Source organism: Wolbachia endosymbiont (group A) of Bibio marci, assembly GCF_947251645.1.
In the GTDB taxonomy this organism is placed as follows: domain Bacteria; phylum Pseudomonadota; class Alphaproteobacteria; order Rickettsiales; family Anaplasmataceae; genus Wolbachia.
The window spans coordinates 863,575-882,809 of the sequence record NZ_OX366364.1; the positions used below are offsets into that span (position 1 = coordinate 863,575).

Genomic DNA, 19,235 nt, shown 5'->3' on the forward strand with positions numbered 1-19,235 from the left:
CAGCAAACAGCAAGCTTAAAGAGTCTGATCCAATGGACATGCTGAACAAAAAGTAAGGAGCTCCTTTTGGAGAATTATATTAACTTATTAATCAATTGCTTGACTTTTAGCAGGATTTATTATATTATTTATTAATGAGTAATGCAATCAAATCAAGGAGGATAGCATGACTGGTGACGATAACAGAAAAGCTTTACAATCGATAATTACTAGCGAAAATAACAGTATAAGTAGAATTGAGAAGTTAAGAGATTTTCTTGGAAAAGAAAAAGAAATAACTATTAATAAAGACACATTTGCATGTGCTTTACGCTGCCCACAAACTACAAAGGAAGCGATAGTACACGAAATTCTGCTTCATTTTATACAAAATCCTGGCGAGCAATCACTAGAACAAGTAATACAATACTTAGATGGAGCAATACAATCTAGGATATATGCAAAAAACAACCCAGCAAGAAATCTAGATGAGGAACTTCGTACTCATATAAACTTTAAAGATGAAAAGGGAAATACATTACTACATCATGCAGTTATAGGTAATAAAACTGAAGAAATAACCACCCTTCTTGTTGCATATAGTGCAAATCCTTTGATACAAAACGCGGATAATAAAATTCCTTTAGATTTAGCTCAAGGAAAAACAAAAGAAGTGCTTATTAAAAGTATGAAAAAACAAGCTAATACGAAAAAAGAAAGCGCTATGATAGGCAGTTTGGTGCCTGGCATAATGATTAGTGGTTTTCTTGGTGTTGTACTTGGAGCTGGTGTATGTGTTGCAGTAAATCTTTCTGGTGGTATGATACTAGGTGTAATGATAGCACCTGTTCTTGTTGCTAGTATAGCTGTTGGGCTGGCCATGTATTTTTTGAGTCAAGACTATGAACAGGCTAAAGCGATAGAAAAAACTATTAGCACTGTTAGCTCTGAAATATCCGTTGGTGATGCAACTGCCGCTAATAAAAATAATAAAGAAGGGCCACAACCTACATATAGCTGACCCAAGCAACACGTCATACCGCGATTCATTCGCGGTATCTTGGCATAGATTCCGCTAACTAGTAGCGGAATGACGAATTTGTCGTTTTTCAAATTGTCGGTAAATCTAAGTCAGCTTAGCTATAGAAAAAGCTATAGTATTTTTCAAACTAAATAATAAACCTTGTAATTAGGATACTCTGGATTCCAGCGTCACGCGCTGGAATGACAACTGATACTCCTACTCTTTATGTCATCCAAGTAGCTAACACCGTGATCCAGGAAATTTAATTGTTTTAAATTTTCCCCTCTATACACCTATTTAAAATTTATGTTATTCACATGTGCAATATAATCTATAATAACATTGAATTTATTACCAATACAATATATTAAAAAATATTATGAGCTTTGTGAAAGAAAGAAACACTCCTGTGATGGAGCAATATTTAAACCTGAAAGCTCAATACAAGGATCATCTGCTATTTTATAGGCTAGGAGATTTTTATGAGTTGTTTTTCGATGATGCTATTAAAGCTGCGAAATTGCTGAATATAGTGCTCACTAAGAGAGGTAATTCGTGTGGGCAAGAAATACCAATGTGTGGAGTGCCAGCACACAGTAGCGAATCTTACCTACACAAGCTAATAGATTTAGGATTCAAAGTAGCAATCTGTGACCAATTAGAAACTGCTGATGAAGCAAAAAAGAGGGGCTATAAATCCATAGTAAAACGTGATGTAGTGCGAGTTGTAACTCCAGGTACAATTATAGAAGATTCACTATTAGAGGATAAAAGCAATAATTATCTCGCGTCCATAGTTGAACAAAATGACGAATATGCTATTAGTTGGCTTGAATTATCAACGGGAAAATTTTTTCACACTTTAACGAGTTTGAAAGCTCTAGATAGTGATTTGTTGCGTATATCACCAAGAGAATTATTAATTTCTGAAAAATTCACTGAGGACGAAAAAATTAGATCGGTTTTAAAAAATTATAAAATATCAATTACGCAACACGCACAGAGCTTTTTTGAGTATAGTAAATCTCACAGAACATTATGCGAGTTTTATAAAATCAGGGAACTTGGGAGTATAGGAAATTTCAGCAAAGTAGAAATCATGGCGTGTGGTGCACTACTTGAATATGTCAGAGTAACACAAAGGGGCTCTATTCCAAGGCTTGAATTCCCAAAAACCTATAAGCAACAAAATTTCATGCTTATTGATGCTTCAGCAAGGAGAAATCTTGAGTTGTTTTCAACTCAATTTGGTGAAAAGAAAGGTTCACTAATTTCAGTTATTGATCACACAGTTACAGCCTCTGGTGGACGCCTGTTAAAACAAATGCTTGCTTCACCACTTGCTTGCTCCAAGGCAATCAATTTGAGGCTCAGCACCGCTCAATTTTTTGTAAATAATCATGAGCCACGCAGAAAAATACGAGAAATATTATCTAACATTCCAGATATTGAGAGGTCTTTATCGCGCTTAATACTAGGGCGTGGTTCACCAAAGGATATGAACCTATTAAAAATAGGCCTCGGAAAAACTTTAGAGTTGTCTGAGTTTCTGTCTACCTTGCATAATTATTGTTTAAGTGAAAAATCAGCAACTAACTCTCAGATGTCATTCCAGTGCTTGACCAGAGGAAAGGAACCAGTGTCTACTACTCAGGTGATAAGTAGTGACGAGAGTGAACTAAACACAATACATAAAAGCCTTGGCAATCATAAAGATCTATTTGAACTGCTAAATAGTGCTATACTTGATAATAACCTCAGTTCCATGAAAGAAGGAGGGTTTATTCACTCAAAATACAACTCAGAATTATCTGAGTTATCCTACATATTAAATAACAGTAACAAGTTGATAACCAAACTCCGTGAATCTTATCGCAACCTAACTGGCATTGCCGCACTCAAAATATTACACAACAACATACTCGGTTATTACGTTGAAGTGTCGGCAAATCACAAAATAACTTTGGATATATTTATTCATAGGCAAAGCTTAGCAAATAGCATGCGCTACACTACTAATGAATTGAAAGAACTAGAAAATAAAATTCTTACGGCACGTGATGCTGCAATCGGCTTAGAAATGAAAATTTTTAGTGAACTGTGTAGTGAAGTCGCTAAAGAATCTGAAAAAATTGCTCTTGCTGCAAATGCTTTGGCAAAACTTGATATTAGAACCGCGTTTGCAGAGCTTGCAGTGCAAAATAATTACGTAAAACCCATTATTGATGACAGCAAAGAGTTCAATATCTGTAGCGGAAGACATCCAGTGGTTGAAATTAACGATAAATTCATTGCAAATAGCATCAATTTAGCTAGTATACATCTAATTACTGGTCCTAATATGGCTGGAAAAAGCACTTTCTTGAGGCAAAACGCTCTCATTGCAGTTTTAGCTCACATGGGGTCATTTGTGCCAGCAGAGAGTGCGCATATTGGAGTGATTGACAAGATATTCAGCAGGGTTGGTGCAACAGATAATATAACAGCTGGTTATTCTACCTTCATGGTAGAGATGATCGAAACAGCAACGATAGTAAATCAGGCAACGGACCGTTCCTTGGTGATACTTGATGAAATTGGTAGGGGCACAGGGGTGTATGATGGATTATCTATTGCACAGGCGGTGATTGAACATATTCACAATGTAAATAAGTGCCGCGCCATTTTTGCAACTCATTATCATGAATTAACTAAAGTAAGCAAATACTTGAAGAACGTGAAATGTTTTTGTGTAAAAATAAGAGAGTGGAACGGAGAGGTTATCTTTCTACATGAAGTAATTGAAGGCATTGCAGATGAGTCATATGGAATACATGTGGCAAAACTTGCTGGTTTTCCTGATTCTGTTTTAAATAGAGCAAGTGAGGTGTTTGAGGAGCTAAAGGCTTGAGAGGAAATTCTTACATAACTATTGTTTAAGTGAAGAGTTGCCCACACAGTCCACCATATGTGTCAAATTAAGCTCAAAATTGTAAGCTTAAAATATGGTTGAATAATTGTGTGTATAATTATTAATCTTTTCTCAGTATTTTTACTATGGCTCTTTCTAAATTTCTTGATCCCAAGAATGATGTTGCGTTCCGGCGTATCTTTGGCACTGAAAAAAATAAAGACATCCTCATTCACTTTCTCAATGATATTTTGGGGTTCACTGGCAAAGATGAAATAAAAGAAATAGAATTCCTCAGCACTATTCAAGATGCTGAAATTGCCTCTAAAAAACAAAGTATCGTTGATGTACTCTGCAGGGATGAAAATGGGGTGCAAGTAATAGTCGAAATGGTGCGACCTGAAAGTCTTCGGTCATATTGTTTAAAAGGAGAGGAATTCATTCAGAAAGAAACTGAAAGGATTTTAAAACTTATTGAACCAGATGTTTTGCCATCTGAGTCTACGCATCAGTGCGAATCGGGCAACCGATTGGTGCCGAGCGATGCGGACAATGAACCTCCTCTTGAAAAAGAAGATGCTAAATCGTGAGAATAGCATAAACTACAAGCATCATGTGGTTGGAGGGCTAGGCTAAGTGGTATGGTGAACGTAAGTAAAGCTTCATAAGTATCGTAAAGATTAAAGAGCTAAAGATGCTGATAAGCTCTGACCAAAAGGTAATGTGGATAAGTTGCATTCTTCATTTCTGGATGTACGCAAATCACCGGTATAGAGAAGCCACCTAACCCACTGTTGTATGACAGAAGGAACAGGGTAAGCCTGTATTTTCGCCTATATGGCAAGCAAACCGCAAGGAATGCTGATGGTAGTGTAGGTAAAGGAAAATGGAGAAAGCGAATGCCGTTTTATAATGAAATGGATAGAATTTGTAACATTAATTCGTGTGAAAACGAGCAGACTTCAAACCCCAGTTGCGGATTAGCCAACGAAGTAAAGCTTAGAAATGCAGCGGCTGCATGGAATATGAAACAAGCGTAGAAAAAATGTGTACCAAAAAATTTATCGGTGATCTGTGGCGAGTATGCTCAATCTCAAATTTGTTTTTCAGAGAGCCAAAAACTGTCTCAATAATCGATCTTTTTCTTAACAAAATCTTCTCATTTAGCACCATTAATGAGTTTTTCATACCTTTTTTTATACTGGTTACAAGCTTTAACCCTCTATCGAATAATTCGTGAAAAAGATCTTTTTTGATATATCCTTTATCTCCAAACAATAATCCAGTCAATTTCTGAGTTAAATTTGGCACAGGTATCAATGTTGCCTTTTGTCACCGTAACCCCTTGAATTTTGCCAGTTTCGTTGATTACTAGATGTACCGAAAAACCACCCATAGGTAGTCTTTCCAATCTTTGCCAACCCTTTGAAAACTTTGTTTCTCGAGGTCCTTTTTGGATGGCAAACAGCGATAGATGTTGCATCTATGTACGAAATCCCTGTCACTTTTGACTGTTCGCAAAACCATTGCATTAAGAGCGCTAAATACCATAAAACCCGCGATTTTAGCCTAATAAACCTACTATAGGATGGCAATTTTGGAAACGCTGTTTCGTATAATAATTTCAAATAATGCACATAGAAAATTTTAAAATTGTCGCACTTGATATAGCAATATTATGGTAAAAATCTCTGAATGCGTAATCTCTGGCGTCCTGGTTGGTTTTTTGCCACTTGGTAGAAGTTTTTCTGCAAAATTTTTGTCAACTGAATTGCAAAAATCGTCGATCAGGCAAAATAATTCTGTTATATTTTTATTCATGGGTAACCTCTCTATTTTGTGAATAATTTACGGAGGTTACCCTATTTTCCTGGCTTTTTCACTGCTTTCTAATTCGCAACTGGGGTTTGTAAGGTGGTCTACTAAAATTTTACTCTATAAAACAATGTCTGAGCTATGCAATTAATACATTGTCAACACAACTGACTTATAAAAGCAAATACTATAACCTTAAAAAGAAGAGAGAAAATATTATGTTTAGTTTAAGAAAGATCTTGGGAAGAAAAATAACTTATCAGGCAAATGATTCGAAATTGAAAGAGAAAGATGAAAAAAGTATTTTAAAATTAGCATCAAAAATAAAAGGCAAAAAAAGTAGCATTGCTGAAGAACTAGAAAAAATATCTGAAAAGGAAAAACAAAGGATTCTTACTACGGAAGTAAGCAAACATCGGGGTAAAGAATCAACTTTTACACTACTTACTCATGCTACATTTTGCGAGAATAGTCAAGCTGTAAAGGATATTTTGCAACAAGCCAAGTTGAGCAACCTTTTAAAGAGTGTTCTTAGTGCAAAAATAATTAGTGATGATTCATTAATTTACACACCGCTTACTTATGCCATATTATGTAAAAATAGCAAAGCTATTAAAGAAATTTTAAAAGTCTCTAAGGAGAACGGTATTCTGAAAGATATTCTTGACGCAACAATAACTATAAAATATCTAGATGGTCGGAGAGCAACTGTTACACCACTTGCTTATGCTATACTATGTGGAGATAGTATAGCTATTGAAGAAATTTTAAAAGTTTCTAAGGAGAACGGTATTCTGAAAGATATTCTTAACACAACAGCAACTATAAGATATCCAGATAACCAGGAAGTAACTTACGCACCACTTGCTCATGCTATGTTCTGGAAGGATAGCAAAGCTATTAAAGAAATTCTAGTAGCAGCTGAAGAGAACAGTATTCTGAAAGATATTCTTAACACAACAACAACCATGAAATATCTAGACCGGGAAGTGACTTACACACTACTTGCTTATGTTATACTACGTAGAGATAGTATAGCTGTTGAGAAAGTGTTAAGAGTAGCTAAAGAAAACGGTATTCTGAGAGATATTCTTGACACAACAATAACTATAAAACATTTAGATAGCCGGGAAGTGACTTACACACCACTTGCTCATGCTATGTTCTGGGAGGATGGCAAAATTATTAAAGAAATTCTAGTAGCAGCTGAAGAAAACGGTATTCTGAAAGATATTCTTGACGCAACAACAACTATAAAATATCTAGATGGTCAGGAAGAAATTTACACACCGCTTACTTACGCCATATCATGTAAAAATAGCAAAACTATTGAAGAAATTTTAAAAGTCTCTAAAGAAAACGGTATTCTGAAAGATATTCTTGACGCAACAACAACTATAAAACATTCAGATAGCCGGGAAGTGACTTACACACTACTTGCTTATGCTATACTGCGTGAAAATAGTATAGCTATTGAAGAAATTTTAAAAGTCTCTAAGGAGAACGGTATTCTGAAAGATATTCTTAACGCAACAATAACTATAAAATGTCCAGATGGTCGGAGAGTAACTGTTACACCACTTGCTTATGCTATACTACGTAAAGATAGTATGGCTGTTGAGAAAATGTTAAGAGTAGCTAAAGAAAACGGTATTCTGAAAGACATTCTTGACGCAACAACAACTATAAAATATCCAGATGGTCAGGAAGAAACTTGCACACCACTTGCTTATGCTATACTACGTAAAGATAGTATAGCTGTTGAGAAAATGTTAAGAGTAGCTAAAGAAAACGGTATTCTGAAAGACATTCTTAACACAACAATAACCATAAAACATAAAAATAATCAAAAAGTAACTGATAAGTTACTTGCCGCATTACATGATCGCAAAGTTATTCAAGAAATTTTAGACATAGCTAGAGAAAATGATATTCTGAAAGACATTCTTAATGCAACAATAACTATAAAATATCCAGATAGTGAAGAAAAAATCTACACACCACTTACTTATACAATATCATGTCAAAGCAACGAAGTTGTCAATACAACAAGAGCTATAAATCAAGATGGTCAGGAAAAAACTCACATCCCATTTCCTACCCTTGATAAAAGAGAAACTGAATTAAAATTAAAAGAAAAAAGACAAAAAAGACAAAGTAAAAGAGATGAGGGATTAAATTTTAACAATGGTAGTAGTGACAAAAATGTTGAAATAAAAATTAATGGGGATATCTTGTTGCAGCATAGTAGTGGAATTGAAAATGAAATAAATCATACTGCTGTACGTAATGATGTAGGGGGGGTAAAGCCTCTAATAGAAAGTAGAGTAGATGTTAAAGCACAGAATATAGATGCAATAATTGTAACTTCTGTGACACTTGAGTTGATAGCTGGTAAAATAGCATGTGTACTGCCAAAACCCACCACTAAATTGGAAGAAGTAGCTATAACATATTTTCAAGGTTTTACACTATATTTGTGAAACTTAATTTATATGTGCTAAACAAGATGCTGATTAGTTTTATAGCTAACCCAAGAAAGGTTTCCCTACGTCATACCGCCGCGGCGCTAACACGTAGCAACTGTTCTTCCTCGTCATACCGTCACGGTATCTCTAGATCCCGCTAACAAGCAGCGGGATGACGAGCTTATCGTCATGCCACCACGAACCGTCATACCGCCACGGTATCTCTTAGCCGCTAACAAGTAGCGGGATGACGGTTGTCGTTTAGCTATAAATATTAAGAAATTTACCAAATAAAAAAAAAGGCAAAAGAAGCCCCGTGGTTGGCTAGTTACTTACATTATACTTTCAAGTATGGCGTTTTTTTATTCTAAACGTTTAATAACCGCGATTCAGCTGCTTTTAAACCGCAACTAATCTAAATTATAAACGTTAAGAAATTTACTAAACAGAAAAAAGGCAAAAGAAACCCTAGGGTAGCTAGTTATTCACTATCCATTTTTTAAGTTGGCGTTTTTTGATGTTTTAAATGCTTTATAAGCGTATTTCAGCTTGTGTAGGTAAAAACCTAGAAATTTGATAAAGACATAAGGTGCACATAGTGCAAAAAATTAAACATGAGACGCCAAATACGTTGAGTTTTTTTGTCATTTAATCTGTACAGAGAAGATAAATAAATAGCTTCAGTCTCATGATAAGGGGGCTGGCGGAGTTTGTCAAGGAAGTTTTTCGTTTCATCCAATGCGCTGCCAAAAGCTATGCAAAAAGTCTAATGAGTTAACTCCCATATATCCTGAGTAGCTCTTGTGCATTAGCCTTTATTAGAGCTTTTATCATGGCTATTTTTATCGGCTTAACAAGCTACGTTTACAATGGTCAAACAATCAGTGTAGCTATTCTTGTTTTATCCGCGATAGTACTAGAACTTATTTTTACTGTCTACTTATTGTTTTCAAGGTCTGGAGAAGATCTATAATCACCATATAGATTTTCTCATTTTCAGTTATTATTATAATATGCGTTGGCGCTTTGCTGCTGGTTCTATACGTATTTCTTCCAACTTATCTAGTCTATCAAACTTTTCTAATATTGGGAGTTGAAGACTATTTGATGGCTGTTCTCCAGTCACCCAGGAGATCAATTCATCGCATGATTGATCCCCTAACTTTGAAAGTATACCATCCAAATCGACGACGCAATTGCCCGCAAGAGTAGATTTTGGAACGACGCCTCTGGGATTCAACCCATATTGATCAGTTATCTCCTCTAACGGAGCAGAATTTGGAAGGAAATTTATTGAATTATTTAACGTTGAAAATTCATCCTGAAAAGATCTCTTTCTTTTTTGCGCTAACGATTCATTATCTAAACTGTCTGTATTGGAGTTTTCGGTTCTTATCTTGCTTGAACCCTCTTTATTGTTTAAGTAAAATTTCCTTGAGGTAGACCGAATTCTGGCCGATGCCTTGTCTAAATATGCACGATAGCCTTCTTTTTGCGGATAATTTAATTTATCAAATAGAGTTTTATATGAAGCACGTTGAGAATGATAGGTAGCTTTCAATATACTGAACGCAGAATCTTGATTCTTTTCGAGTAGATCATCAAATATGTCAACAGCTTGATCTTTTGCCACTACTCTCAGTATAAGAGACATAGCTCTAGCATGACCCTTCAGTGTTGTTATGTTAAGGTAACACTGTTTATGGTAGTTACTGAGGCTATTAAATGTCTCTCTAAATTTGTTTATTCGCCCGCGTCTCGCTGAATCGTTCAATTCTTGAATTACTTCACCGCTTATATCATTAGGACTATTATGCATTTCTTTACTACTATTATTAGTTAGTACATTAATACCATATTAGTATTTATCAAGAAATCAATAGAAATATTTAAAAAAAAATAGATTAGTCTTAGCATTAAGTATTAGGGGGTTTGAAATCTCTGTGAAAAGAACTACAAGCAGAGTACGTGTATAAGCCTGTTTTGATTAAAAAACAATTGCAGAATTGTTTAATCAATTTTAACTCTCTCCGGCCAATCTTTCTGCTTCATTACGTGAAATTAATGCCTCAATAAATTCATCTAGTTCACCTTCTTTTATAATCTGCTCTAGCCGATGTGAAGTTAGATTAATTCTATGATCTGTTATTCTTGATTGTGGAAAGTTATATGTTCTTATGCGCTCGGAGCGATCCCCAGAGCCAATCTGACTTTTTCTCATTGTTGACCTTTCCATTTCTTTTTTTTGTCTTTCAATTTCGTATAGCCTTGCCCTCAATACTTTGAGCGCTTTAGCTTTATTTTTGTGCTGCGATTTTTCATCTTGCTGTATCACAACTATCCCTGTTGGCAAGTGGGTGACCCTTACTGCGCTGTCAGTTGTATTCACTGATTGCCCTCCAGGACCACTGGATCTATAAACATCTATTCGTAAGTCTTTTTCTTCTATTTTAAAGTCAACCTCTTCTACTTCAGGTAATATCGCAACAGTAGCGGCAGAGGTATGCAACCTTCCTGAGGATTCAGTTTCTGGCACTCTCTGTACTCTGTGCACCCCTGATTCAAATTTCAACCTTGCAAAAACTTCTGTTCCATTAATGAGTGCAGAAGCTTCCTTATAGCCACCTATACCTGTATTAGAAATGCTTATTGGCTCGAACTTCCAATTTCTTCTTTCTGCATATTTTTGATACATACGAAATAACATTGCTGCAAATAATGCTGCTTCTCCTCCTCCTGTACCTGCTCTGATTTCCAATATTGCATTTCTTGAGTCATCTTCATCTTTGGGCAATAATGCTAACTTTAGTTTTGCTTTTACTTTTGGCAATAATACCTTGTGCTTTTCGAAAAATTCTTCTTTTGCTAACTCTTTTATATCACCTTCGCTGTTTTCATCTTTCATTATTTCTTCTAAGTCTGAAATTTCCTCTTTCAGCGTGTTATATTCATCAATTATCTTGATTATTGGCCTGAGCTCAGAATATTCCTTTGAAAGGGTAATGAATTCTTTTTGACTTAAATTGGTAGGATTTTCCAAATTCCTCTCTATATCATTAAATTTTTTCTTTAAGTCTTGTAAATTATTTTCCATATCCATATAGCACAGATCTAGCTAAGTAATATATACTGAAATAAAAAATTTCTTATATCAAGCAATAACACTATAATATACCTACTACCTTCTAGTTGAATATAATGGCAAAACAGATAACATCAAACTGCAATTTCATATTTGGAGCTTCGGACATAAAATCATTACCAGATGAATCAGCTCCAGAGATTGCGTTTGCTGGTAGATCAAATGTAGGAAAATCCAGTCTGATTAACTTACTGATAAACAGCAAAAAAGCTGCCAGAGTTTCCTCTAAACCTGGATGCACTAGACAAATAAATTTTTACTCTATGTACAATGATAAGTTCAGGCTTGTTGACCTACCAGGGTATGGTTATTCTCATGCAGGTAAGGAGGAAATTATACAATATTTAAACTTAATTGAGTATTATCTAATTCAAAGAAGAAATCTAAGAAGAGTGTTTGTGTTGATAGATAGCAAGGTAGGATTAAAAGAAATAGACAAAGACTTCATTTATTGGTTAATATATAATAATATTAACTTTAACGTTGTGCTAACAAAAATAGATAAAGTAAGTCAAAAAAGCTTAGGTGCTGTTATAGAAGATATTCAAAAATGGATTAATAATGAGAATGTGTCAATTCATCAAATAAGCATTCGTGTTAAGCATAAAATAACCAAGGTAAAAGATGAGTTTTTCAAGTTTACAAGATAAAAAAATGAAAAGTAGTGAATTTTTAAAGGGTGAGGTATCATTTGAACAAAAAGCAGAAATATTACTTGAAGTGTTATCTAACATACCTAGCTTTGTGGGCGAAACTTTTGTCATTAAATGCGGCGGAATAACGATCTCAGATGAAAGACTATTCTATACTTTTGTGCATAATGTTGTCTTATTAAAGCAGCTTGGTATAAATCCGGTGATAGTTCATGACGGAGAATATGAAATTAACTCAGTGTTAAAAATGCTGGGTATGGACAGTAAGTTTGTGAATGGTATCAGACTTACAGACAAAGACACTATGAAAATCATTGAAATGGCACTGTGTGGTTCAGTTAATAAAAAAATTGTTCAGCATATAAATTCTGCTGGTGGTTCAGCTATTGGATTATGTGGAAAAGACGGCAACTTAATTAAAGCCGAAAAAATAACCGCTACGCTTAGAGAAGATAGATCAAATAATATCGAAAAGATATTAGACATGGGGTTCATCGGTAGACCCACTGAAATCAATCCTGATATATTATTTTTTATTGAAGAATCAGATTTTATACCAGTTATTGCACCAATTGGTCATGGAAAAGATGGGGAAACATATCATATTGATGCCGATAGTACTGCAAGCGCAATCGCAATTGCAGTTTCTGCATCTAAAATGATAATCTTGAGTGACACAGATGAAGAAATAGATAAAATTGGTGGCAGGAAGATATCTGTTAAAAATTTAAATGCATCGATTGATTGTGGCAAAATTCAAGGAGAAAAATTTATTGGAAGGCTCATGGCATATACTAAAGTGGTAGAGGAATGTGCTGGAGTTGTTCACATAGTTGATGGTAGAATACCTAACATTATGCTTGATTTATTTACTGAAAATAATTCGAGTATATCAATTGTGAGTGATTTATAACTACACGAATGTTGTCTACCAGGGATGCCAGTGCCTTGACTACTTGGATCCAGCTAAGTTGGTGAGCATAAAATAACGCCGTCATACCGCCGCGGTATCTCTTAGCCGCTAATGCGTAGCGGGATGACGAGGTTATCGTCATACTGCCGCGAACCGTCATACCGTCACGGTATCTCTTAGCATAGATCCCGCTAACGCGTAGCGGGATACTTGACCTTTACAGGGATGACGGTTGTCGTTTAGCTATAAATATTTAAGAAATTTACCAAATGAAAAAAAAGGCAAAAGAAGCCCCATGGTTAACTAGTTATTTATATGTACTTCAAAATATTGGCGTTTTTTATTCTAAACGCTGCAATTTAGCTGCTTTTAAATACGACTAACCTAAATTATAAACGTTAAGAAATTTACCAAGTGGAAAAAAAGGCAAAGAAAACCTAGGGTAGCTAGTATTCAAATTCTCCCTTGTCTATTTGACGTCTTTTACTGTCTTAAACGCTTTATAAGCGCGTTTCGGCTTGTATAGGTAGAAACCTAAAAGTTTTATAAAGACATGAGGTGCACATAGTGCAAAAAATTAAGCATGATTTACGCTAAATACATTAAGTTTTTTTGTCATTAATCCACTGCAGAGATTGCGAAGATAAATAAATAGCTTCACTGTCATGATAAGGGGGCTGGCGAAATATGTCAAGGAATTTTATGGCCTAGCGTCACACGCTGGAATGACATCATTTACGATGTAACATTTATTACTTTTGCAGATATAATTTACATGCTATAATTGAGTCTTCATAAGCTGGTAAATTGGAGTGCAAAGAAGTAAAATTAAAGTAGAAATAAAAAGATTATCACACGGAGAAGACTTGTCTCTTCCATGTTATGCAACTGTGCAGAGTGCTGGTATGGATCTTTATGCTGCATTGAATGACTCTGCTGTTTTAAATCCACTTGAAAAATTACTTGTTCCAACTGGAATTGTGATTGCAATACCAAACGGTTTTGAGGGGCAAATCCGCCCACGTTCTGGTCTTGCTGCAAAACATGGAATCACTGTCTTAAATTCTCCGGGCACTATAGACTCTGATTATCGAGGTGAGGTTAAAATTTGCCTAATTAATCTAAGTAATCAACCATACGAAATAAAAAGGGGAGATAGAATTGCACAAATCCTTATTTCTCCTGTATCTCAGGTAATTTGGGATGACAGAGAAGAATTCTGCGCAGAAAAAACCGGTCGCAATGCAGGGGGCTTTGGCTCAAGTGGCAGGTAATTTGCGAAAAAGCTTGACTATGGCAGTTTTTTTATACACAATTTAAGCATATTAATATTTTATTAAACGAGGTCGTTTATGCTAACTTTTAAAAATCATCGTGATCAATCCCACAAAGCAAACACTGCACTTGTTGCATTTACTTCTCTGTATGTCATAGGCGCAGCAGTAGCACTTTCATCACCATATTGGGTGTCTTCAACTTCCATGCTAGCTCCACTTGCAGCTTTTGCAGCTACACCACTTGGAATCGGTGTATTAGCATTTGTTGCTATTGCGCTAACTAGTCTAGCAATATCTGCTATCATAAAAAATAACGAAATATCTGAGTTGAAAGCTCCGAAGATTATTGTTAATGATAGTAAACAAGCAGCATTGCTAGTAACAAAAGAGGTGTATGAGGAAATGAAAAAGGATAACCAAGTTAAAGATGAAAAAGGTAAGGTGAAAGAGGGTAAATATTATATAGATTTCAGCTTAGAAGGCAAGAACTACCGTATTATTGTTGATGATCAGCCTACCAATAATATGATGATGGGCAATATTTTACTCTTCAAGATAGATTCACTAGAAGTGAAAAGCAAAGAAGGTAAGTTCGAGACAGTAGATGAAGCAGAGTGGAATAAAACATTAGGTTTGGACAAAAATGGTGCTAAAGAGGTTAACACTTATTTAGGCTCAGTTATTGTTGAACAAGCTGCTTCTGAAGACAAAACAAAAAGCTAGACAGCTAAAATAAAAGAGGCAGATTAAGTCTGCCTCTTTGTTTTTTTTGATTTTTAGTGTCACGTGCATAACTGTACAGATGTTGCGATTCTCAAGGCAACAGATAAGAATGCCACTGCCCTCTTCTCTTGTCATCCGAGTAGCTGACACCCTGTGCTTGAGGTAAAACTGGCTATAATTGCTAAGGATTTTTATTTAATTTAACTGCATCTTTTGCCTTATCCAATAACCCATTAATAAAACCAATTTCGCTTGGTTTATCAAGTAAATCAGATGCAATGTTAGTGTATTCATTAATAACAACTGGAACTGGCGTATCACAATTAGCTAACTCACATATTGCAACACGCAAAATAGATAAGCTTATAAGATTTAACCGTGAGAGGGACCAGCTTGGGTGTAAGTAAGACTCTATTATTTTATCATATTCTTCACTGCTTTTTATAACCTTATATAACAAGTTTTCTAAGAACTGATGGTCAAATTCTTCACATTCAAATATATCTCTCAACTTACTTATGTAGTCCTTAAGCTCACAATTTTCCAATTTAAAAGTGCTTTTGTTGTAACCTACGAAAATATTTGAATAAGCAATTTGTACAGCAAGAAACCTTGCCGTACTTCTTTTTATACGCCACTTTTTATCTACCGGTTTTTCCTCCATTACTTTAATTTGTTGTATAAATCTATCATATGCAAAACAGTTGAGGCTGCATGGCCACCAAAGTTTTTTTTGTTTTTGTCAGCTCTAACTAGTGCTTTATCTTTGCTGTCAGCGGTAATTACGCCCATACCAAGGGGCATTACATAATGCATAATAACTTCATTTAAGCCTTCGATTACTCCTTTACAAACATATTGATAATGATCAGTTTCACCGCGAATCACGCACCCAAGAGCTAAATAACCATCATAATTAGCATTCTTGTTTTTGACCGCAAAAAGAATTGTAGCTGGTATCTCAAATGCACCAGGGACTTCAATTATCTCATAATCAACATTATTTCCTTTGAATTTATCAATTACACCCTCAAGCAAAAGGTTCGCTATTTCAGCATAATAAATTGAATTAACTATTAGTATTTTCGACATTCACTACCATTTTTTTCGTTAAAAACAACTTTATTAATGATTGTTGAATTGAAGTTGTAATATTATTAAATATCCAATATATTACCAAGCCGGCAGGAAAAGAAGAAAAAATAAAGACAGAAATGTAAGGTAAAAACTTCATAGCATTTACTTGAATGTCATCTTTGCTGGTTTCACTTAGCTTCTGCTGAATTATCACAGTAATACCAAAAATTATAGGCAAAATTCCTATAGAAATAGGGAAATTGTAATTAAACAACCCAAATAATGTAAAGATGTTCGTTGGGTCAGGAGCTGAAAGATCCTTAATCCATAGATAAAAAGGGGCGTGTCTCATCTCTATAGTAACAAATAATACTTTATATAAAGCAAGAAATACCGGCATTTGTATTAGCGTAGGAAAAATGCTTGATATTGTATTTACATTATTTTTCTTGTATAACGCCATTCTTTCCTTATTCTGCTTTAAACTATCATTTTTATACAACTCTTTTATACGAGCTACTTCAGGCTGCAGGCTTTTCATCTTAAGTGTCAAAATATGTGATCTAGTAGATAAGGGAAGCATCAAAAGTTTGATTGCTAAAGTCAGCAATAATATTGCTAAGCCAAAATTTTTTAAAACGAAGTTAAAATATTCAAGCAGTAAAAACACTGGCTTGGTTATAAAATAAAGAACACCAAAATCTACAGCTTTATCAAATAAAGGTATATTGAGAGTATCCTTGTAAGAATCCAGTAAATTCAACTTTTTTGCTCCAGCAAAAAAATAATTCACATTAGAAACGCTTGCACCAGGAAGTATGCTCTTGTAAGGTTTGACAAAATCTACTTGGAATTTATCAGTATTATTAACGTTCGTGTGTTTAATGCTTACATTTATTTTATCGGATTTCTCAGGTATGATAGCTGTAAACCAATATTTATCAGCAAAACCAAACCAATTTTTTTCACTCGTGCTTGCTTTTATTAAATGTTTCTTAGAGACATCCTTATATGTCCACTCCTCTAGTTTATTATCAAATGCACCCAGTACTCCTTCATGGGACATCCAATAAGATTCGTTGATATTGTCACGTTTACGGTTAATTTTACCATAAGGAACCAAAACTACATTATCTTTTGTGTTATTTTCAACAATCTGCTCAATTTTAAACATGTAGTTATCGTCAAGGCTAATTTTCATTTTAAACACAATGCCATTCTCATTGTCCCAAAATAAATTAACTACTTTTTGATTAGTCAGTTCAGCCCCATCAGCTTGCCAGACTGTCTTAGAATCTGGAACTTTAATCTTTTTATTCGGATCGAGCCACCCAAATTCTGCGAAATATACATCTTTTGATTCTGCAGGTGACAGTAACACCACTTGTGGAGAAGAAGAATTCGGTTCTAAGTGGTAATTAGTTAAAATTAAGTCATCAAACCTTGCACCTTTCAGAGAAATTGATCCTTTAATCATGTTATTGGTTAAACTAACCCTCTGTTCTCGAGTAAAATTAATAATTTCAGAACGATTTTGGTATATTATAGGAGCAAGGTCGTTAAAAGATTCGATATGTTCAATATTTTCAATCAATGGCTGGTTTTGGTTTGTACTAAAAAAATTATCATAAATAATACGCCAAGATACCATGATCAACATGGAAAGGATAGCTGCTAAAATTAAACTTTTTGCTTCTGACATGAAATTAAATCAAACATATCTTCTTAAAGTGTATATTAAATATTGTACTAAAACAATGAAATTTACTTATTTTTAATAATAACTTTTAACGCTAATCTTTAAAATTTATTTTAATAGCTTCGAATTTTAATAATATGAACGCGGTAAAAAATCTAGTTATTTGGTTACTAATAATAGCCGCTACTGCAATGCTTATTGATTCACAAAGGGACAAATTAAGCGACAGATTTCTCAGTACTTTTTTACCATATAAAGGAAGAATTCAAAATAGTGGTCAGAATAGTGGAAGTATCGAATTTACGAAGTCATATGATGGACACTTTTATATTCAGGCTCAAGTCAATGATCGCAATATAACGTTTTTGCTTGATACCGGAGCAACCGATATTGTTCTATCACAAAAAGACGCATTACATGTTGGTATTAACTTACAAAATGTTCAGGATTTTAAAATATATGAAACTGCGAAAGGTCAAATAAAAGCTGGAGTGGTTCAAATACCTAAAGTTAAAATAGGAAACTTTTTGATTAATGATGTACAGGCAAGCGTTAACACTCATTCTATGTCTCATTCACTACTTGGAATGAGCTTTTTAAGGTATTTTCATTTCACTATAAGAGATAATAAGTTGATATTATACCGCGACTAAACACTTCTACAATCTACTTATCAAAGCTCTGTAGGTTAATATAGGAGCAGAAATAAATATTGCAGAACAAGTGCCAATCAAAATACCAAAAAAAATGATCAAGCTGAAGTCTCTCACTGCATCTGTGCAGATTAATGCCAAAGGAAGAGCAGCAAGAAGGGTTGTACCCGAGGTTAATATAGTGCGAAATAATGTAGCGTTGATACTTGCATCTACTATCTCACTCATCCGCCCACTTTTACCACTCTTGCAATACTCTCGAATCCGATCGTATATAATTACTGAGTTATTGATTGAATAACCAATGATAGTGAGAAGAGCTGCAACTGATGAAATATTAAACTCAATGCCAGTTAGGCTAATAAAACCAACAGTTAAAATCACGTCATGAATCAGTGCTGTTATTCCACTGAATCCACATTGCCAATTAAATCTAAACCAAACGTAAAAAAATATTCCAACAATCGCGATCAACATGGATAACATTCCTTCAAATATTTGTGTTGAGCTTATTTGTGGGCCAACATAGTCTATTTTACGATAGCTTATTGAGCTCCCCAGCTTTTCTTCTAGTATGCTTTTTATCTTTTTGATTTTATCTTCATCTCCTTCATCTTTAAAACGCATGACTAAATTATCACCTGCTTTTGAACTCTGCACTGTAAAACCATTTCCTTTTAATGCATCGAGAATAGAGTGATTCTCATCTGAAGATTTTATCTCTATCAAAATTCCGCCTGCAAAGTCTATGCCTAAGTTCACTCCACGCAGCACAACAATGAGCATTGAAAAGATGATAAGAATAATGCTAATTAATGCAGTCAAATCCCTATATTTACTAAACTTGATATTGAGGTTATCTGGAATGAGTCTAACTGCCATGTTTTTTATCTGAAGTAATCACTTGGATTTTATATACTTT

The 19,235-nt window shown here is 34.6% G+C and carries 14 protein-coding genes and 2 pseudogenes; 9 read left to right on the forward strand and 7 right to left on the reverse strand.

All coding sequences use genetic code 11. The features are described from left to right. Positions 1 to 166 precede the first annotated feature (166 nt). The 3 genes and pseudogenes from OPR48_RS04555 to OPR48_RS07280 all read left to right on the forward strand — a co-directional run. Complete coding sequence (locus OPR48_RS04555; protein ID WP_265025599.1) at positions 167 to 1,000, forward strand: ankyrin repeat domain-containing protein; 834 nt, start codon at positions 167 to 169, stop codon at positions 998 to 1,000. 382 nt (positions 1,001 to 1,382) lie between these two features. Next, entirely contained in the window at positions 1,383 to 3,893 is a 2,511-nt protein-coding gene (mutS, locus tag OPR48_RS04560) for a DNA mismatch repair protein MutS (protein ID WP_265025600.1), read from the forward strand. A 146-nt stretch (positions 3,894 to 4,039) separates the two neighbouring features. Next, positions 4,040 to 4,285, forward strand: a pseudogene (locus tag OPR48_RS07280) (PD-(D/E)XK nuclease family transposase); the annotation flags it as partial. 588 nt (positions 4,286 to 4,873) lie between these two features. On the opposite strand, the pseudogene OPR48_RS04570 reads toward OPR48_RS07280, so the two are convergent. Then, positions 4,874 to 5,714, reverse strand: a pseudogene (locus tag OPR48_RS04570) (IS982 family transposase). Between the two features lie 212 nt (positions 5,715 to 5,926). Between OPR48_RS04570 and OPR48_RS04575 the strand changes: the two are divergent. Then, a complete protein-coding gene (locus tag OPR48_RS04575; protein ID WP_265025602.1) occupies positions 5,927 to 8,191 on the forward strand; it encodes a WD_0033/WD_0034 family tandem repeat-containing protein in 2,265 nt (754 codons plus the stop codon). 991 nt (positions 8,192 to 9,182) lie between these two features. Here OPR48_RS04575 and OPR48_RS04580 read toward each other — a convergent pair. Both OPR48_RS04580 and prfA read right to left on the reverse strand, forming a co-directional pair. Then, positions 9,183 to 9,995 carry a hypothetical protein gene (locus tag OPR48_RS04580; protein WP_265025603.1) on the reverse strand — a complete coding sequence of 271 codons (813 nt, stop codon included), beginning with the start codon at positions 9,993 to 9,995 and terminating at the stop codon, positions 9,183 to 9,185. Positions 9,996 to 10,196: 201 nt separating this feature from the next. Further along, entirely contained in the window at positions 10,197 to 11,276 is a 1,080-nt protein-coding gene (gene prfA / locus OPR48_RS04585; protein WP_265025604.1) for a peptide chain release factor 1, read from the reverse strand. A 98-nt stretch (positions 11,277 to 11,374) separates the two neighbouring features. On the opposite strand from prfA, the gene yihA reads away from it, so the two are divergent. The 4 genes from yihA to OPR48_RS04605 all read left to right on the forward strand — a co-directional run bounded on the left by yihA (position 11,375) and on the right by OPR48_RS04605 (position 14,884). Beyond that, positions 11,375 to 11,968, forward strand: a complete 594-nt coding sequence (gene yihA, locus OPR48_RS04590; RefSeq protein WP_406830813.1) for a ribosome biogenesis GTP-binding protein YihA/YsxC — start codon at positions 11,375 to 11,377, stop codon at positions 11,966 to 11,968. A 4-nt stretch (positions 11,969 to 11,972) separates the two neighbouring features. After that, positions 11,973 to 12,884, forward strand: coding sequence for an acetylglutamate kinase (argB, locus tag OPR48_RS04595; protein ID WP_320109938.1), 912 nt, complete (start codon positions 11,973 to 11,975; stop codon positions 12,882 to 12,884). Positions 12,885 to 13,696: 812 nt separating this feature from the next. Then, the gene (gene dut / locus OPR48_RS04600; protein ID WP_265025606.1) at positions 13,697 to 14,158 is read left to right on the forward strand and encodes a dUTP diphosphatase; all 462 of its coding nucleotides are present in this window, start codon (positions 13,697 to 13,699) and stop codon (positions 14,156 to 14,158) included. Positions 14,159 to 14,236: 78 nt separating this feature from the next. Beyond that, complete coding sequence (locus OPR48_RS04605; protein WP_265025607.1) at positions 14,237 to 14,884, forward strand: hypothetical protein; 648 nt, start codon at positions 14,237 to 14,239, stop codon at positions 14,882 to 14,884. A 181-nt stretch (positions 14,885 to 15,065) separates the two neighbouring features. Here OPR48_RS04605 and nusB read toward each other — a convergent pair whose 3' ends face one another. From nusB to yidC, 3 genes are read right to left on the reverse strand one after another with little or no spacing between them, the layout of a single operon-like run. Further along, positions 15,066 to 15,548: a transcription antitermination factor NusB gene (gene nusB, locus OPR48_RS04610; RefSeq protein ID WP_265025608.1), complete on the reverse strand. Its 483-nt coding sequence runs from the start codon at positions 15,546 to 15,548 to the stop codon at positions 15,066 to 15,068. Beyond that, a complete protein-coding gene (locus OPR48_RS04615) occupies positions 15,548 to 15,976 on the reverse strand; it encodes a 6,7-dimethyl-8-ribityllumazine synthase (protein ID WP_265025609.1) in 429 nt (142 codons plus the stop codon). The genes nusB and OPR48_RS04615 overlap by 1 nt, the downstream gene beginning before the upstream one ends. Further along, a complete protein-coding gene (yidC, locus tag OPR48_RS04620; protein ID WP_265025610.1) occupies positions 15,954 to 17,663 on the reverse strand; it encodes a membrane protein insertase YidC in 1,710 nt (569 codons plus the stop codon). Before yidC ends, OPR48_RS04615 begins: the two co-directional genes overlap by 23 nt. 134 nt (positions 17,664 to 17,797) lie before the next feature. Between yidC and OPR48_RS04625 the strand changes: the two genes are divergently transcribed. After that, positions 17,798 to 18,313: a TIGR02281 family clan AA aspartic protease gene (locus tag OPR48_RS04625; RefSeq protein WP_265025611.1), complete on the forward strand. Its 516-nt coding sequence runs from the start codon at positions 17,798 to 17,800 to the stop codon at positions 18,311 to 18,313. Between the two features lie 6 nt (positions 18,314 to 18,319). Here OPR48_RS04625 and secF read toward each other — a convergent pair whose 3' ends face one another. Beyond that, positions 18,320 to 19,195 (reverse strand): protein translocase subunit SecF, encoded by an 876-nt coding sequence (gene secF, locus OPR48_RS04630; RefSeq protein WP_265025612.1) that lies wholly within the window; start codon positions 19,193 to 19,195, stop codon positions 18,320 to 18,322. Positions 19,196 to 19,235: the final 40 nt, after the last annotated feature.

What these genes read in the sequence shown, in the direction of transcription:
- nusB (WP_265025608.1), bottom strand. Translation starts at nt 15,548, where the DNA reads ATGGAGGAAAAACCGGTAGATAAAAAGTGGCGTATAAAAAGAAGTACG.
- OPR48_RS04575 (WP_265025602.1), top strand. Translation starts at nt 5,927, where the DNA reads ATGTTTAGTTTAAGAAAGATCTTGGGAAGAAAAATAACTTATCAGGCA.
- secF (WP_265025612.1), bottom strand. Translation starts at nt 19,195, where the DNA reads ATGGCAGTTAGACTCATTCCAGATAACCTCAATATCAAGTTTAGTAAA.
- OPR48_RS04555 (WP_265025599.1), top strand. Translation starts at nt 167, where the DNA reads ATGACTGGTGACGATAACAGAAAAGCTTTACAATCGATAATTACTAGC.
- mutS (WP_265025600.1), top strand. Translation starts at nt 1,383, where the DNA reads ATGAGCTTTGTGAAAGAAAGAAACACTCCTGTGATGGAGCAATATTTA.
- argB (WP_320109938.1), top strand. Translation starts at nt 11,973, where the DNA reads ATGAAAAGTAGTGAATTTTTAAAGGGTGAGGTATCATTTGAACAAAAA.
- OPR48_RS04625 (WP_265025611.1), top strand. Translation starts at nt 17,798, where the DNA reads ATGAACGCGGTAAAAAATCTAGTTATTTGGTTACTAATAATAGCCGCT.
- yihA (WP_406830813.1), top strand. Translation starts at nt 11,375, where the DNA reads ATGGCAAAACAGATAACATCAAACTGCAATTTCATATTTGGAGCTTCG.
- yidC (WP_265025610.1), bottom strand. Translation starts at nt 17,663, where the DNA reads ATGTCAGAAGCAAAAAGTTTAATTTTAGCAGCTATCCTTTCCATGTTG.
- prfA (WP_265025604.1), bottom strand. Translation starts at nt 11,276, where the DNA reads ATGGATATGGAAAATAATTTACAAGACTTAAAGAAAAAATTTAATGAT.
- OPR48_RS04615 (WP_265025609.1), bottom strand. Translation starts at nt 15,976, where the DNA reads ATGTCGAAAATACTAATAGTTAATTCAATTTATTATGCTGAAATAGCG.
- OPR48_RS04580 (WP_265025603.1), bottom strand. Translation starts at nt 9,995, where the DNA reads ATGCATAATAGTCCTAATGATATAAGCGGTGAAGTAATTCAAGAATTG.
- OPR48_RS04605 (WP_265025607.1), top strand. Translation starts at nt 14,237, where the DNA reads ATGCTAACTTTTAAAAATCATCGTGATCAATCCCACAAAGCAAACACT.